We start from the raw sequence: 13,653 nt of genomic DNA, 5'->3' as shown, positions 1-13,653 counted from the left end.
AAGGGGAGGAACGTGATGGACAAGGAAAAACAGCAATTGAGCATTGAAGCAGCGAGGCTCTACTATCAGTCTGACTACAGCCAGCAGCAAATCGCCGAACAGCTGCAGATTTCAAGACCGACGGTATCAAGGCTGCTGCAGTTCGCCAAGGAAAAGGGGTATGTCCAAATCCGCGTTATGGACCCGTTTGAAGATATGGATGCGCTCGGTGCGATGCTTGAGGAAAAATACGGGCTTCTAGAAGCGCATGTTGTCTTTTCGCCGACCGCGGATTATACGACCATCACGCATTATCTCAGCCGCTTCGGGGCCGAATATATGCACGGCGCAGTCAAGGACGGCGACATTGTCGGCGTCAGCTGGGGGACGACGATGTACCAAATCGCCCAAAATATGCAGCCTAAACAGGTGAAGGGCGCAGAGGTCGTTCAACTGAAAGGCGGAATCAGCCATTCCAGCGTCAACACTTATTCGTCTGAAACGATTCAGCTGTTTGCCGAAGCTTTTCAAACGATGCCGAGGTATTTGCCGCTTCCGGTCGTGTTTGACAATCCGGAAGTCAAACAGATGGTGGAACAGGACAGGCACATCAAGCGGATCATAGAAATGGGAAAACAGGCAAACATTGCGTTATTTACAGTCGGCACGGTACGCGATGAAGCCTTGCTGTTCAGGCTGGGGTATTTTCATGAAGAGGAAAAAGCCCTCCTGAAAGAACGTGGAGTCGGCGATATTTGTTCGCGCTTTTTTGATGCGGAAGGAAACATTTGCAGCGATGCTATCGATTCGCGGACGATCGGCATTGAATTGGCTGACTTGAGGGAAAAAGAACGGTCGATTCTCGTAGCGGGCGGCAGCCGGAAAAAAGCCGCTATTCATGGTGCGCTCAAAGGCAAGTATGCCAATGTGCTGATTATTGATCAGCACACGGCGAAAGAACTGCTTGATGACTGAAGTGTCCAGGAAGAACAGCCTGGATTTTACTTTATTTTCTATTGAACAAAATTTCATATGATAATTTACATTTGTTCAAAAATCGGTTATGCTGAAACTATCTTATACAAAGGAAGTGCTAGTAAATGACGATTGCAAATCTCATTGATCATACAGCATTGAAACCGCATACACAAAAATCCGAGATTAAGAAATTAATAGAAGAAGCGAAAGCATACCAATTCGCTTCAGTCTGCGTCAACCCGACATGGGTCGAATTTGCCGCCGAAGAGCTGAAGGGAACGGAAATCGACGTTTGCACGGTCATCGGTTTTCCGCTGGGCGCCAACACGACAGAGACAAAAGCGTTTGAAACAAAAGACGCTATCGCAAAAGGCGCGACAGAGGTGGACATGGTCATCAACATCGCCGCTTTAAAAGACGGAAACGATGACTTTGTCGAGGCCGACATCCGCGCGGTCGTTGAAGCCGCAAAAGGTAAAGCGCTTGTTAAAGTCATCATTGAAACGTGTCTGTTGACAGACGAAGAAAAAGAGCGCGCCTGCCGCCTGGCTGTTGCTGCCGGTGCCGACTTTGTCAAAACCTCAACCGGGTTCTCAACCGGCGGAGCGACAGCGGAAGATATCGCCCTGATGCGGAAAACCGTCGGACCTGACATCGGTGTCAAAGCATCCGGAGGGATTCGTACAAAAGAGGACGTTGAAACCATGATCTCAAACGGCGCGACCCGGATCGGTGCAAGCGCAGGCGTTTCCATCGTCAGCGGAGCAGAAGGAAAAAATGAAGATAACTACTAAGATCCAGTGCGGCGGGAAGCGGAAGCTTCCTGCGCGCAGATACAAAAATGTAAGCGAATACATCACCAGGAGGATCAAAACATGAAATATCTCATCGGGCTCATTGGTTTATTTGTCGTCTTAGGGCTTGCATGGCTGGTCAGCAGCGGAAAGAAAAGAGTGAAATACCGCCCGGTTATCGTCATGATCGTGCTGCAATTCGCATTGGGATATATATTGCTGAACACGGGTGTCGGAAACTATCTCGTCGGCGGTTTTGCCAAGGGCTTCGGCTATTTGCTTGAATATGCGGCAGAAGGTGTGAATTTTGTCTTTGGCGGACTGGTGAATGTGAATGAATCCACATTCTTCATCAGCGTACTTCTACCGATTGTTTTTATATCTGCTTTAATCGGTATTCTGCAATATTGGAGAATCCTTCCGTTTATTATAAAATATATTGGTCTTGCGCTCAGCAAAATCAACGGGATGGGCAAACTGGAGTCATACAATGCCGTGGCTTCGGCGATACTGGGGCAATCTGAAGTATTCATTTCGTTAAAAAAGCAGCTTGGCCTGCTGCCTAAACACAGACTTTATACGCTGTGCGCTTCGGCGATGTCGACCGTCTCGATGTCTATCGTCGGCGCCTATATGACGATGCTGAAGCCCGAATACGTTGTCACCGCGCTCGTATTGAACTTATTCGGCGGATTTATTATCGCTTCGATTATCAATCCTTATGAAGTCGATCGAGAACATGATATGGTAGAGGTACAGGAAGAGGAAAAACAATCCTTCTTTGAAATGCTGGGCGAATATATTATGGACGGCTTTAAAGTCGCCGTCGTCGTGGCCGCCATGCTGATCGGATTTGTCGCGATCATCGCAATGATTAACGGCATTTTCAGCGCCGCACTAGGTATATCATTCCAGGAACTGCTCGGATTTATTTTTGCGCCGTTTGCCTTCCTGATGGGTATTCCATGGCATGAAGCGGTGAATGCTGGAAGTATCATGGCAACCAAAATGGTCTCAAATGAATTTGTCGCGATGCAGTCTCTCGCACAAGGCAGCTTCCATTTCAGCGGCCGCACCGAAGCGATTGTTTCCGTCTTCCTCGTCTCATTTGCCAATTTCTCATCGATCGGTATTATCGCCGGTGCGGTTAAAGGACTGAATGAGAAACAAGGAAACGTCGTCGCGCGCTTCGGGTTGAAATTGCTGTACGGCGCAACGCTCGTCAGTTTCTTGACAGCGACCGTTGTAGGATTGATCTATTGATAAACATTGAAAAAAGGACTGGTGATCACAATGAGAATGGTTGATATCATCACAAAAAAACAAAATGGAGAAGAATTGACAACAGAAGAAATTCAATTTTTCATTAAAGGCTACACCGACGGCAGCATTCCTGACTATCAAGCGAGCGCTCTGGCGATGGCCATCTATTTTCAGGACATGACGGACAGAGAGCGGGCCGATCTCACGATGGCGATGGTCAACTCAGGCGAAACGATCGACCTTTCCGCGATTGAAGGTATCAAGGTCGACAAACACTCAACAGGAGGCGTCGGCGACACGACGACGCTCGTACTTGCACCGCTTGTCGCGGCTCTCGACGTACCCGTCGCCAAAATGTCGGGACGCGGCCTCGGACACACAGGGGGAACAATTGACAAGCTCGAAGCGATCAAAGGGTTTCACGTGGAACTTTCCAAAGATGAATTCATCGAGCTCGTCAACCGCGACAAGGTCGCCGTTATCGGCCAAAGCGGAAACTTGACGCCTGCTGACAAAAAACTGTACGCCCTTCGCGATGTGACAGGCACGGTCAATTCGATCCCGCTGATTGCCAGCTCGATCATGAGCAAGAAAATCGCCGCAGGGGCGGATGCGATTGTCCTTGACGTCAAAACGGGCGCCGGCGCATTTATGAAAACCGATGAAGATGCAGTCAACCTTGCAAAAGCAATGGTCCGCATCGGAAACAATGTCGGCCGCCAAACGATGGCCGTCATCTCCGACATGTCCCAGCCGCTGGGGTTTGCCATCGGAAATGCGCTTGAAGTGAAAGAGGCGATTGATACATTAAAAGGCGAAGGTCCTGAAGACTTGACTGAGCTTGTCTTAACATTGGGCAGCCAAATGGTCGTTCTCGCCAAAAAAGCGGAGACCCTTGACGAAGCAAGAGAGAAACTGATCGACGTGATGAAAAACGGAAAAGCGCTGCAAAAATTCAAAGACTTCCTGCAGAATCAAGGCGGCGACAGCTCTGTCGCGGATAACCCAGAAAAGCTGCCTCAGGCTGCCTATAAAATCGACGTTCCTGCCAAAGAAGCGGGCGTCGTGTCTGAAATCGTCGCCGATCAAATCGGCGTTGCGGCCATGCTGCTGGGCGCCGGCCGCGCAACAAAAGAAGACAAAATCGACCTCGCCGTCGGCATCATGCTCCGCAAAAAAGTCGGCGACGCAGTCGAAAAAGGCGAACCATTGGTTACCCTATACGCAAACCGCGAAAATGTCGATGACGTCATCGCAAAAGTCTACGACAACATCCAAATCGCGGAAACAGCCGAAGCACCGAAGCTTGTGCATACGGTGATTACGGAATAGAGGAACATGCAAAACAGCACATACCTTTGGGTGTGTGCTGTTTTTTTGATGTCACGGAATTTGAGAAAAGGTCATTTGAACTAAGTCCAGGACGCTATTTTAAATAACATCGTTTGTATCTTGAATTGATCGATTCAAGAAAATCCAAGAAAACCAAGTCCATTATCCTATTTACCTATTTTGGATGATATTGTAATATGAAAAAGGTCTGATTTACAAGAACGTTAGATTCTCCCGTAAAGCAACAATATACCTAACCGAAATACAGTGGAATAAGCGAATAGTAACGTGCGGATTTTTATTTTCTGAAAAATGAGGTGAACCCGATATGTCTAACCATGCTGCTAAAATCTCTTCTTTGGAAAAAGATATTTCTTCTTTATCTCACAATATAAAGGATACCCAAAGCAAAATCGCTGAACTGAAAAAAGCAAAAACAGCTATTACCGGTGAACTTCACACCCTTTCAAACAATGCCACTCTCATCAATCAGCCAGATATTACATCACATATATGGAATGGCAGACATACAAAGCAATTTATCAATATTAGATCAAACATTGCACACAGCTATCAAAATATACAGAGAGAAACAGATGGTCTGATTTCGCATATTGAGCAAGAGATTGAAAATCTTGAAATGCAAATTTCTAATATGGAGATGTTTCTAAGTATACAAAAACAACAGCTTACAGATATAAAAAAACAAGTCAATCATTGAGGTGAAAGAATGGCAGAAATAAAGGTAAAAGCAGAAGAAGTCAAAACGGCGTTTTCAAGCCTTCAGACAAAAATCAGCGCACTTTCGATATCAGGTTCAAAAGCCGATATCGCTAATTCTTCAATGGATGTAGTGAACAAAATAAAAAAAATCGAAAAGGAATACGAGCAGCTACTAAAAAAATACAAGGAGGCGCTATCTTCAGTTGAAAAGGACGCATGGTCAAACATTAATGTCCTGATTGATACTGATAAAAACATCTCTCAAAAAATGAAATAAGGAGGGCTGGTTTTCTCTTGAAAGTTTTAGATGTTTCTGAAGTCATTGACGCGATTGACCAATTGATTAAGGAAAAAAAGCAAGAGGAAAAAGAAATCAACGCCATAAGGGAAAGTGTACAAAAAATTGCAGAGCTTGATGATGCATTAAAAGGAGAAGGCGGAAATGCGATCAAAGAACACTTTTCTGTTCTTCACCTTCCCGTGCTGCTTTATTTTCAGCACTTTATAGATCAATACATACAGAATTTAAAAGACATTAAAGCAAAAATCAGAACTTATGAATCAACAGAGGGTTTTGTAAAAGAAGAATTTCTGACGCATGACGTCAAAAAGGGCTTAACAGAACTGAAACGTCAAACGAATGATACGGTTGATTCGATTAATGACGAAGTTGATAAAATCAGCCACTTGATTGGGGGCGGATCTATCTCTTTGGCATCATTTAATGAGCATATTTCCGAAGCCAAAAAACATGTGAACAACACGGTGTCTGATTTAAAAGAGCTTGATCGCGATGCTAATTCTATATTAAAACAATCGTCAAATTCGATCGCTCAGCTATCCAAGCTCACTGAAAAGGTGAACACTTGGTCAAAGGGAGGCGCGATCTTATCTAAAAAAACGATTAAAGAGGTTGAAAACTACTTTTCTGAAACAGATGTCGTTAAACAAATGATTGACGAAGCCGTTGATTTAGCAGAAAAACAAGACGATCCGACAATGATGGGCAGAATCGCTGAATGGCTTGATTTAATCGGAACAGGAAACGGCGCGTTGGCCGTAACAAAAGGCGTCATAGCCGTGAATGTACTGGCGACGAAAATGCTTGAGCTTGAAAAAGACGGAAAAGGAAACTTCCGTGTGAAAGCCTCTCCGAAATGGACGCAAGGAGCTAACGGAAAATACGATTCCAAGGTGGCTCAGTTTGTTTACAACATCCTGAAAAAAGGCGATCCAAACTCAAGCAAACCAATAAAAAAATGGCTCGGCAAATTTCAAAATAAACCAAGCGGCCTTTTGAGAAAGATTGTTGGATTGGGGCCTAACACAACAAGGATCTCCTACAAGAAAATTTTGGAGAGCCAAAGTTTCCTAAAGCATAAGCCAGAGGAACTGAAGAGTTATAAGACTAAGGTTGATGTGAAAGGGACTGTTGGGAAGTTTAAGGATGAAGCTAGTATTACAAAACTCGCCAAAAAAATACCTTATGCTGGAACAATATTCTCCTTGACTACAAATGGAGCTGAGTTTTTTAGTGATGATAATAAAGATAAATCTTGGTTCGAAAAATTTGGCCGATTTTCAGCAGGGATTGGAATGGATGCTGGAGTTGGAGCGTTGACCGCTAGCGGAGCTGGACTGGGTTCATTAGTATGTCCAGGTCCTGGCACCCTTATTGGAGGAGCAATTGGAGCTGGTATTGGTATAACTGGATCCATAATTGCGGGAGATCAAGTAAAAGAATGGGGAGAAGATGCTGCAGGTTGGATAGAAGATAAAGGTAAGGAAGCTGGTGAATGGTTAAGTCAAAAGGCCTCTGAAACTACAGATACAATTTCAGACGGACTCTCAGGTGCAAAGGAATTTGTCACTAGCTGGTTCAGGTAATAAGGAGGAGTATAATGTTAGACTCTAAAATTATATTAACAACAAATGAACTCGTTGCCGCATTTTTATTGTGTAGGTATGAAAAAGCTGCTGAAGATATTATCAATGATCAGCAGTTGATTCAAGATGAAAAAGATATTGAGCCATTTTCAATTCAAGCCGAAAATCTTTTAAAACAAAGAGGATATTGGGCTGATGACACAGAATCTAATTTACAAAAAGGGTTAGAAAACCTGATTCACTTACTCATTCAATCAAAGCGAAAAGTTCGTTGTATCCATCGGAAAAGGGTGCTGATTGTACACCATGTTCAAAAAGATGAACTCATTGTGCAGGAGATCGAAAATCAAAATCATAGTTTTTCGATTTTAAGAAGCAGAGAGTCGTTTTTAGAAATGTTGAAAACATTTTATCATTCATATACAGATAAAAAACCAGAACATGAAATTTTTGAAATGGATGAAGATTCATTTGATGAGTTTCACGAGGTTGAAGCTGACGTTATTAAAAGAATGGCGGAAGACCCGAAAACGCATCCGACTATAAGTCAATTTTCCTTTGACTTTTTAGCAAACAACCAAGAGCTCGATAATATTTCTTTTGTAGAAAGTGACTATATTCAAAATCAAACAAGATTAGATCAAGTTGCTTTTTTATTAAGAAGTGATAATTTCATTTGGCATTTAGATTATGAAAATATTAAAAAAACTGGCTCGCTATATCTTCTACCAGTGGCAGTCGACGAATATTTTGGGAAAATAGTGGATACAATGAATGAATTTTATGATTTATAGTAGAAAGGATTTCTATTTATGTTCTCTTTTAAAAAAAGCCGATTCTTTTGGCTGAGAAGCAATGTTATTCTAATATTGTTAACTGCTCTATTGTTGTTGAATAAACCTTATTGGGAAAAAAACGCCAATGTTATGTTTTTTATGTTTGTTTGCACTGCTGAGCTGTTTATCATTTTACTTGCATTGGTATATGGTTTTCAAACAAAAAAGACAATTGCGCGCCCTCCTTCAAGAGCTATAAGAAAGACCAATATCCCAATAGGTATATTTGTTTTTTCTATTTTTAGTTTATTTTTTGGATTTGCGATGTCAGGGGATATACCGTATCCCAATTCTGCGCTTATCATATATTTAACAATTAACATGGTGTTTGCATTTGTTTCTTTGTTTGTACCAACATTAATCATTAAGCTATATGAAGTCAACGTATATGACGAATCAAATGGGCTGATCACCGACTTTTTTCGATATGTAGCCATTCTGGTTTCCTCTTTAAATTACGAAGTCCAAATCGTTTTAGCCCGCCTCCCTTTTGTATTACAGCGTCTACTGGGCGTCATTTTCATCGCTGTTTTGCTGTGGGAGCTTACTATGATCGGATTAATTTTTGAAAACAATTGATACTGTAGGGTGTTTCTTAGGGTTGCACTGATTGCAGCCTCTTTTTCATGTCTTTTTGAAATCAGTCATGATTCGCGTATAATCACATTCATAACACCATCATTCACTGGAAATCATATGACCAAAAGGAGTCCATACATGAGCAAAGCCAGTTTTAAAGAATATGCATTAAGCGGCGATATTACGAAAGCGCTCGATCACTTAGGATATAAGGAGCCGACTGCGGTGCAGAGCGAAGTGATTCCCGCGGTGCTTAAAAAGCGGGATGTTGTGGTGAAATCGCGGACGGGGAGCGGGAAGACGGCCGCGTTCGGAATTCCGCTTTGCGAGCTGACCGAATGGGAAGAGAACAAACCACAAGCCTTGGTTTTGACACCGACGCGCGAGCTTGCCGCTCAGGTTAAGGAGGATTTGACGAACATCGGCCGCTATAAAAGAATAAAAGCAGCGGCTGTTTACGGGAAGTCATCCTTTGAACGGCAAAAAACGGAGCTCAAGCAAAAATGCCATATCGTTGTCGGGCCGCCGGGCCGCGTATTGGATCACATTGAAAAAGGAACCCTTCCATTAGAAAAACTGAAATACCTTGTCATCGATGAGGCCGATGAAATGCTGAATATGGGATTTATCGATCAAGTGGGAGCAATCATCCGCCATTTGCCTGAAGAACGGCTGACGATGCTGTTTTCAGCAACTTTTCCGGAGGATGTGGAGCATCTATCCCTTCAATATATGAAAGACCCTTTGAAAATCGAGATTAAAGCAGGCGGTACGACAACCGCAGACATCGAGCATCAACTGATCATTGTAAACGAAAATGATCCATTTTCGCTTTTAGTGGATCTGTTCATTGTTGAAAACCCGGACAGCTGCATCGTCTTTTGCCGCACACAGGAGCAAGTGAATGAGTTGCAGCGGCGCCTATCCGTTTTGGGTTATCCGTGCGAGAAAATTCACGGCGGCATGCCTCAGGAGGATCGTTTTGCCGTGATGAACCGTTTCAGACGGGGAGCGTTCCGCTATTTAATCGCGACAGATGTGGCGGCAAGAGGCATCGACATTGAGAACATCACACATGTCATCAACTATGAGCTGCCATTAGATCAAGAAAGCTATGTGCATCGTACCGGAAGAACAGGCCGAGCCGGCAGCCGGGGAAAAGCGATTACTCTTGCCAGTGCGCGTGAAAAGAGGATGATTGCTGACATTGAAGACTATATCGGTTTTCCCATTCCTATTATTGAAGCGCCGTCAAAAGAAGAAATTGCACGAGCAAAAGCGGCTTTTCTAAAGAAAATCAATGCGAAGCCGGATCTCAAAAAGGACAAGAGCGAATCGTTAAATAAGGAAATCATGAGGCTCTACTTTAACGGGGGAAAAAAGAAGAAGCTGAGAGCCGTTGATTTCGTCGGAACGATTGCTAAAATTGACGGCGTCTCCGCCGAGGATATCGGGATTATCACGATCCAGGAGCAAGGTTCATTCGTTGAAATTTTAAACGGCAAAGGTCCGCTCGTCTTAGATGCGATGAAAAACACGACCGTGAAAGGGAAATTGCTGAAAGTGCATAAAGCGAGGAAATAATCTTAGGCTGCCGATTTTGTCGGGAGCTTTTTTGCTCGTAATAAACCTTGGATAAGCAGCATATGATGGATTGTCAAAAAATGAAAGCGTTTTAAAAGAGAGGAGAACAAATGAATATGAGAAAGTGTTTCATCCAAGTCCTTGCATTGCTTTTCATCATGGCTGCATGTTTCGCGCCAAACCAAGCCTCTGCACAAACTCAAAAACCTGTTTTTTCAGAAGTGACGGTACATGATCCATCGATTATTAAAGCGAATGGCACGTACTATGTGTTCGGCTCCCATTTAGCTTCGGCCAAATCGACGGACCTGATGAATTGGACGCAAATTTCCTCGAGTGTCCACGACGGCAATCCTCTGATTCCGAACGTCTATGAAGAATTAAAAGAAACCTTTGAATGGGCTGAATCTGATACGTTGTGGGCGCCTGATGTCACCCAGCTTGAGGACGGCAAGTTTTATATGTATTACAACGCCTGCCGCGGGGATTCTCCGAGATCCGCCCTCGGGCTTGCTGTCGCAGACGACATTGAAGGTCCATACAAAAATAAAGGCATTTTTCTGAAGTCGGGAATGGATGGGATCAGCAATGACGGGACGCCTTATGACGCGACAAAGCACCCAAATGTCGTCGATCCCCACACATTCTTTGATCAAAACGGAAAGCTGTGGATGGTGTACGGCTCCTATTCCGGCGGAATTTTTATTTTAGAAATGGACAAGAAAACCGGATTTCCGCTTCCGGGACAGGGATACGGCAAAAAGCTGATCGGCGGCAACCACAGCCGTATTGAAGGCGCATATATTCTCTACCATCCTGAAACACAGTATTACTACCTGTACATGTCCTTCGGGGGGCTTGCCGCTGACGGCGGGTACAACATTCGCGTCGCCCGCTCCAAAAACCCTGACGGCCCTTATTATGATGCAGAAGGCCACGCGATGATTGACGTCCGCGGCAAAGAAGGAACGCTTTTTGACGATCGTTCAATCGAACAGTACGGCGTCAAACTGATGGGAAATTTCTCATTTAACAATAAAAACGGCTATGTGTCGCCGGGCCATAACTCTGCCTTTTACGATGAAAAAAGCGGTAAATCATATTTAATCTTCCACACCCGCTTCCCGGGACGGGGCGAGGAGCACGAAGTCCGCGTCCACCAACTGTTGATGAACAAACAAGGCTGGCAGGTTGCCGCCCCTCACCGCTATGCCGGAGAAAAGCTCGAAAAGGTGAAAACATCAGATGTGATTGGCGCCTACGAATTGGTGCGTCATGGCAAAGACATCTCCGCAGATATTAAAGAATCGAAAGAAATCCGCTTGAATCAAAATGGCAAAATAACAGGCGCAGTAGCCGGAACGTGGAAGAACACGGGGCATAACAAAATAGAACTCAAGATCGACGGAAAAACCTACGATGGCGTGTTTTTGCGTCAGTGGGATGCGGCTTCTGAGCGTAAGGTGATGACGTTTAGTGCGTTGTCTCGTGAGGGAGATGCGGTTTGGGGGAGTAGTTTAAAAAGAGCGGAATTTTAAAAGGAATTTCATCTCTAAAAGCACATTCCTGATTAAAGGTATGTGCTTTTTAAATGATTTAGATCAAATGGTTGTTTTAATATGGAAATTCAGGATGGATTATACGATAATACATATATGGTCTTTTTTACTACATAAGTTGTTCGTGAGATTCTATGAAGAAAAATCAACAAGGGGTGTTGATAAAATGGGTTTTAAAAGGAGTTTTAAAATAATGCCTGGTGTCAAACTTAATATAAATAAAAAAAGTGTTGGGATGACTTTAGGGGGCAAAAATGGCAGGATAACTTATAATACTTCTGGCAAAGTAACAACAAGTGCAAAAATCCCCGGTACAGGTCTATCTTATAGTTCCAGTAAATCTATTTCTTCATCACAAAAACAAAGTCACTTGAATAATAACAATTATTCAAATAATTTAGAGCTTAATGCTTACCTCAATCATTTAACTTCATTTCATACGAGATTAACGAGCAGGCAAATAAATTGGGAAGAAATTAAAAAAGAGTCACCGCCAGAGATTAATGTAGCTCAATTAAAAAGTGATTTAAATAATTATAAACCCAATTTCTTTGAGAGAATTCTTAGATTAGATAAAACAAAAATTGAAAAGTTAAATAAAGAAATTACTGATGCAGAAACTAAATATAAGAAAGAATATGATGAGTGGGTAAAGCAACAAAAATTTGTGAAAATTATTGATGACAAAAACAGTGTTGCTTATAGTGAAATTTTAGAAGATATTATTAAGATTGAAGATACTATAGGAAAAATAAAAGAGATTATTTCGAATGAAAATAGTGAAGTTTTATTGAATCTATTAGTGGACACATCAATTTTACCGAATCAAGAAGAATACATCTCTTCTGCTGGGAACTTGTTAACTAAAAAGCTAACCAAAACAAAATATTATCAAAACCAATTAAACTTTATTGCCAGTCTTTCTATAGGTTTAGCAAAAGTAATCTTTCAAATAATTCCTGTTGAGACTGTATCGATTAATGTTTTAGAAAAAAGAATTGATACAGTGGATGGACATGAGAAAACAATGACTATCTTTGGCGTTAAATTTAAAAAAGAGCAGTTCATGGCTTTAAATATTAATTACATTAAACCAATTGATACTCTTCAACTCTTTGAAACTAGTTTGGATTTTAAAAAGACTAAGGGTCTCCAACCTGTAGAAGGTATACACCTTTAATTTTGATACGAGGTAGATGAAATGAGTCTTATTTTATTAATTATTATTGCATGTATAGTAAAGTTTGGATCTAACTTTGTTCTTGATAAATTTATATTTCCTTCTATCAAATACATGAGTAAGGAGAGCTTTAAAAAGTTTAGAAAGTTTGTTGAACAAAAAAATACCTTATTAATTTATAAAAAGACATTGAGAGCTAGTGAGTACTTTTTTATTTTATTAATGATTATCTTTATTGCCGTAAGTTTATTTTGTGTTTTATCACCAAGCAACTCTCTTCTCAATTTTTTATTTTTTGGATTACTAGCTTTCTTTCTTTTTTGTACTATCTTTATAGGGGATTTTAATTTAAATATTAAAAAAGAATTAGAAAAAAATCAAAAAGAATACGAGAGTTTAATTGAAAATACTATCTCTAAAGTGAATAGAAATAGTTATATTTTTGATAGATTAAAAGTGTTTTTTGGAAAAACAGGAATGAGTCTGTATTTTCATTGTTTATTTTTAATTTTAATTTTAACTTTTTTAACCGAAGTTAACAGTATACCTTATAGTATTTTTTATTTATTTTTATTGACCCTACCTCTAACGTTAGCAAGTTGGATTTACTTTTCAACTTTCAATACGGAAGAACAAAATATTAGAAGGATTATTGGGTACCTGTTATTGTTGATTATAACCATTTCAAAAAGTTTTTCCGATTTTAAAATTGTAATAGGGTTAGAGGTTGCTGATTCTGCTAATGACTATATCATGTTCTTAATCCTTACGGTATTTACAGCTATAGATCGACTTTTAAAAAGTATAGTTGATGATTATACTAAATTTAAAGAAAAAAGAAAAATTGTTGAATGAATTTATGTGCCGGGATGAAAACCCCGGCTTTTTTCTATAACCCCTTTCATTTTGACGAATCTTTTCCAATTCGATAACATAAAAATAGTTCACGAAGTGTAATA

Annotated in this window: 13 protein-coding genes; all 13 read left to right on the top strand. The window is 41.5% G+C overall.

Features of this window, described 5'->3' with window-relative positions; genetic code table 11:
- The first annotated feature begins 15 nt into the window (after window positions 1-15).
- Entirely contained in the window at window positions 16-954 is a 939-nt protein-coding gene (locus tag MKY62_RS21010) for a sugar-binding transcriptional regulator (protein ID WP_003177775.1), read from the top strand.
- Window positions 955-1,079: 125 nt separating this feature from the next.
- Window positions 1,080-1,751 carry a deoxyribose-phosphate aldolase gene (deoC, locus tag MKY62_RS21005; protein ID WP_011198451.1) on the top strand — a complete coding sequence of 224 codons (672 nt, stop codon included), beginning with the start codon at window positions 1,080-1,082 and terminating at the stop codon, window positions 1,749-1,751.
- Between the two features lie 81 nt (window positions 1,752-1,832).
- On the top strand, window positions 1,833-3,014 hold the full coding sequence (locus MKY62_RS21000; RefSeq protein ID WP_003177771.1) for a NupC/NupG family nucleoside CNT transporter: 1,182 nt from the start codon (window positions 1,833-1,835) through the stop codon (window positions 3,012-3,014).
- Window positions 3,015-3,044: 30 nt separating this feature from the next.
- On the top strand, window positions 3,045-4,346 hold the full coding sequence (locus MKY62_RS20995) for a pyrimidine-nucleoside phosphorylase (RefSeq protein ID WP_003177769.1): 1,302 nt from the start codon (window positions 3,045-3,047) through the stop codon (window positions 4,344-4,346).
- Window positions 4,347-4,674: 328 nt separating this feature from the next.
- Window positions 4,675-5,067 carry a DUF5082 domain-containing protein gene (locus MKY62_RS20990; protein WP_003177767.1) on the top strand — a complete coding sequence of 131 codons (393 nt, stop codon included), beginning with the start codon at window positions 4,675-4,677 and terminating at the stop codon, window positions 5,065-5,067.
- 9 nt (window positions 5,068-5,076) lie between these two features.
- Window positions 5,077-5,346, top strand: coding sequence for a YwqI/YxiC family protein (locus tag MKY62_RS20985; protein ID WP_016886325.1), 270 nt, complete (start codon window positions 5,077-5,079; stop codon window positions 5,344-5,346).
- Between the two features lie 17 nt (window positions 5,347-5,363).
- Window positions 5,364-6,956, top strand: coding sequence for an LXG domain-containing protein (locus tag MKY62_RS20980; protein ID WP_003177763.1), 1,593 nt, complete (start codon window positions 5,364-5,366; stop codon window positions 6,954-6,956).
- Between the two features lie 14 nt (window positions 6,957-6,970).
- Window positions 6,971-7,750 carry a hypothetical protein gene (locus MKY62_RS20975; RefSeq protein ID WP_016886326.1) on the top strand — a complete coding sequence of 260 codons (780 nt, stop codon included), beginning with the start codon at window positions 6,971-6,973 and terminating at the stop codon, window positions 7,748-7,750.
- Between the two features lie 18 nt (window positions 7,751-7,768).
- A complete protein-coding gene (locus MKY62_RS20970; protein ID WP_016885642.1) occupies window positions 7,769-8,371 on the top strand; it encodes a hypothetical protein in 603 nt (200 codons plus the stop codon).
- Window positions 8,372-8,509: 138 nt separating this feature from the next.
- Complete coding sequence (locus MKY62_RS20965) at window positions 8,510-9,955, top strand: DEAD/DEAH box helicase (RefSeq protein WP_016886328.1); 1,446 nt, start codon at window positions 8,510-8,512, stop codon at window positions 9,953-9,955.
- A 158-nt stretch (window positions 9,956-10,113) separates the two neighbouring features.
- Entirely contained in the window at window positions 10,114-11,493 is a 1,380-nt protein-coding gene (locus MKY62_RS20960; protein ID WP_085960394.1) for a glycoside hydrolase family 43 protein, read from the top strand.
- 187 nt (window positions 11,494-11,680) lie between these two features.
- Window positions 11,681-12,694, top strand: a complete 1,014-nt coding sequence (locus MKY62_RS20955) for a DUF4236 domain-containing protein (RefSeq protein ID WP_025805456.1) — start codon at window positions 11,681-11,683, stop codon at window positions 12,692-12,694.
- Window positions 12,695-12,715: 21 nt separating this feature from the next.
- Window positions 12,716-13,549, top strand: coding sequence for a hypothetical protein (locus MKY62_RS20950; RefSeq protein WP_016885646.1), 834 nt, complete (start codon window positions 12,716-12,718; stop codon window positions 13,547-13,549).
- Window positions 13,550-13,653 lie beyond the last annotated feature (104 nt).

This window comes from Bacillus sp. FSL R7-0646 (assembly GCF_037969865.1).
Classification (GTDB): Bacteria; Bacillota; Bacilli; order Bacillales; family Bacillaceae; genus Bacillus; species Bacillus licheniformis.
The sequence above is the reverse complement of the archived record's forward strand: the minus strand, read 5'-3'. Positions and strand labels throughout refer to the sequence as shown.

Excerpts from the sequence above, each read along its gene's own strand:
- MKY62_RS20950 (WP_016885646.1), top strand. The coding sequence starts at position 12,716 with ATGAGTCTTATTTTATTAATTATTATTGCATGTATAGTAAAGTTTGGA.
- MKY62_RS20970 (WP_016885642.1), top strand. The coding sequence starts at position 7,769 with ATGTTCTCTTTTAAAAAAAGCCGATTCTTTTGGCTGAGAAGCAATGTT.
- MKY62_RS20995 (WP_003177769.1), top strand. The coding sequence starts at position 3,045 with ATGAGAATGGTTGATATCATCACAAAAAAACAAAATGGAGAAGAATTG.
- MKY62_RS20990 (WP_003177767.1), top strand. The coding sequence starts at position 4,675 with ATGTCTAACCATGCTGCTAAAATCTCTTCTTTGGAAAAAGATATTTCT.
- MKY62_RS20960 (WP_085960394.1), top strand. The coding sequence starts at position 10,114 with ATGGCTGCATGTTTCGCGCCAAACCAAGCCTCTGCACAAACTCAAAAA.
- MKY62_RS21010 (WP_003177775.1), top strand. The coding sequence starts at position 16 with ATGGACAAGGAAAAACAGCAATTGAGCATTGAAGCAGCGAGGCTCTAC.
- MKY62_RS20985 (WP_016886325.1), top strand. The coding sequence starts at position 5,077 with ATGGCAGAAATAAAGGTAAAAGCAGAAGAAGTCAAAACGGCGTTTTCA.
- MKY62_RS21000 (WP_003177771.1), top strand. The coding sequence starts at position 1,833 with ATGAAATATCTCATCGGGCTCATTGGTTTATTTGTCGTCTTAGGGCTT.
- MKY62_RS20975 (WP_016886326.1), top strand. The coding sequence starts at position 6,971 with ATGTTAGACTCTAAAATTATATTAACAACAAATGAACTCGTTGCCGCA.
- MKY62_RS20965 (WP_016886328.1), top strand. The coding sequence starts at position 8,510 with ATGAGCAAAGCCAGTTTTAAAGAATATGCATTAAGCGGCGATATTACG.
- deoC (WP_011198451.1), top strand. The coding sequence starts at position 1,080 with ATGACGATTGCAAATCTCATTGATCATACAGCATTGAAACCGCATACA.
- MKY62_RS20955 (WP_025805456.1), top strand. The coding sequence starts at position 11,681 with ATGGGTTTTAAAAGGAGTTTTAAAATAATGCCTGGTGTCAAACTTAAT.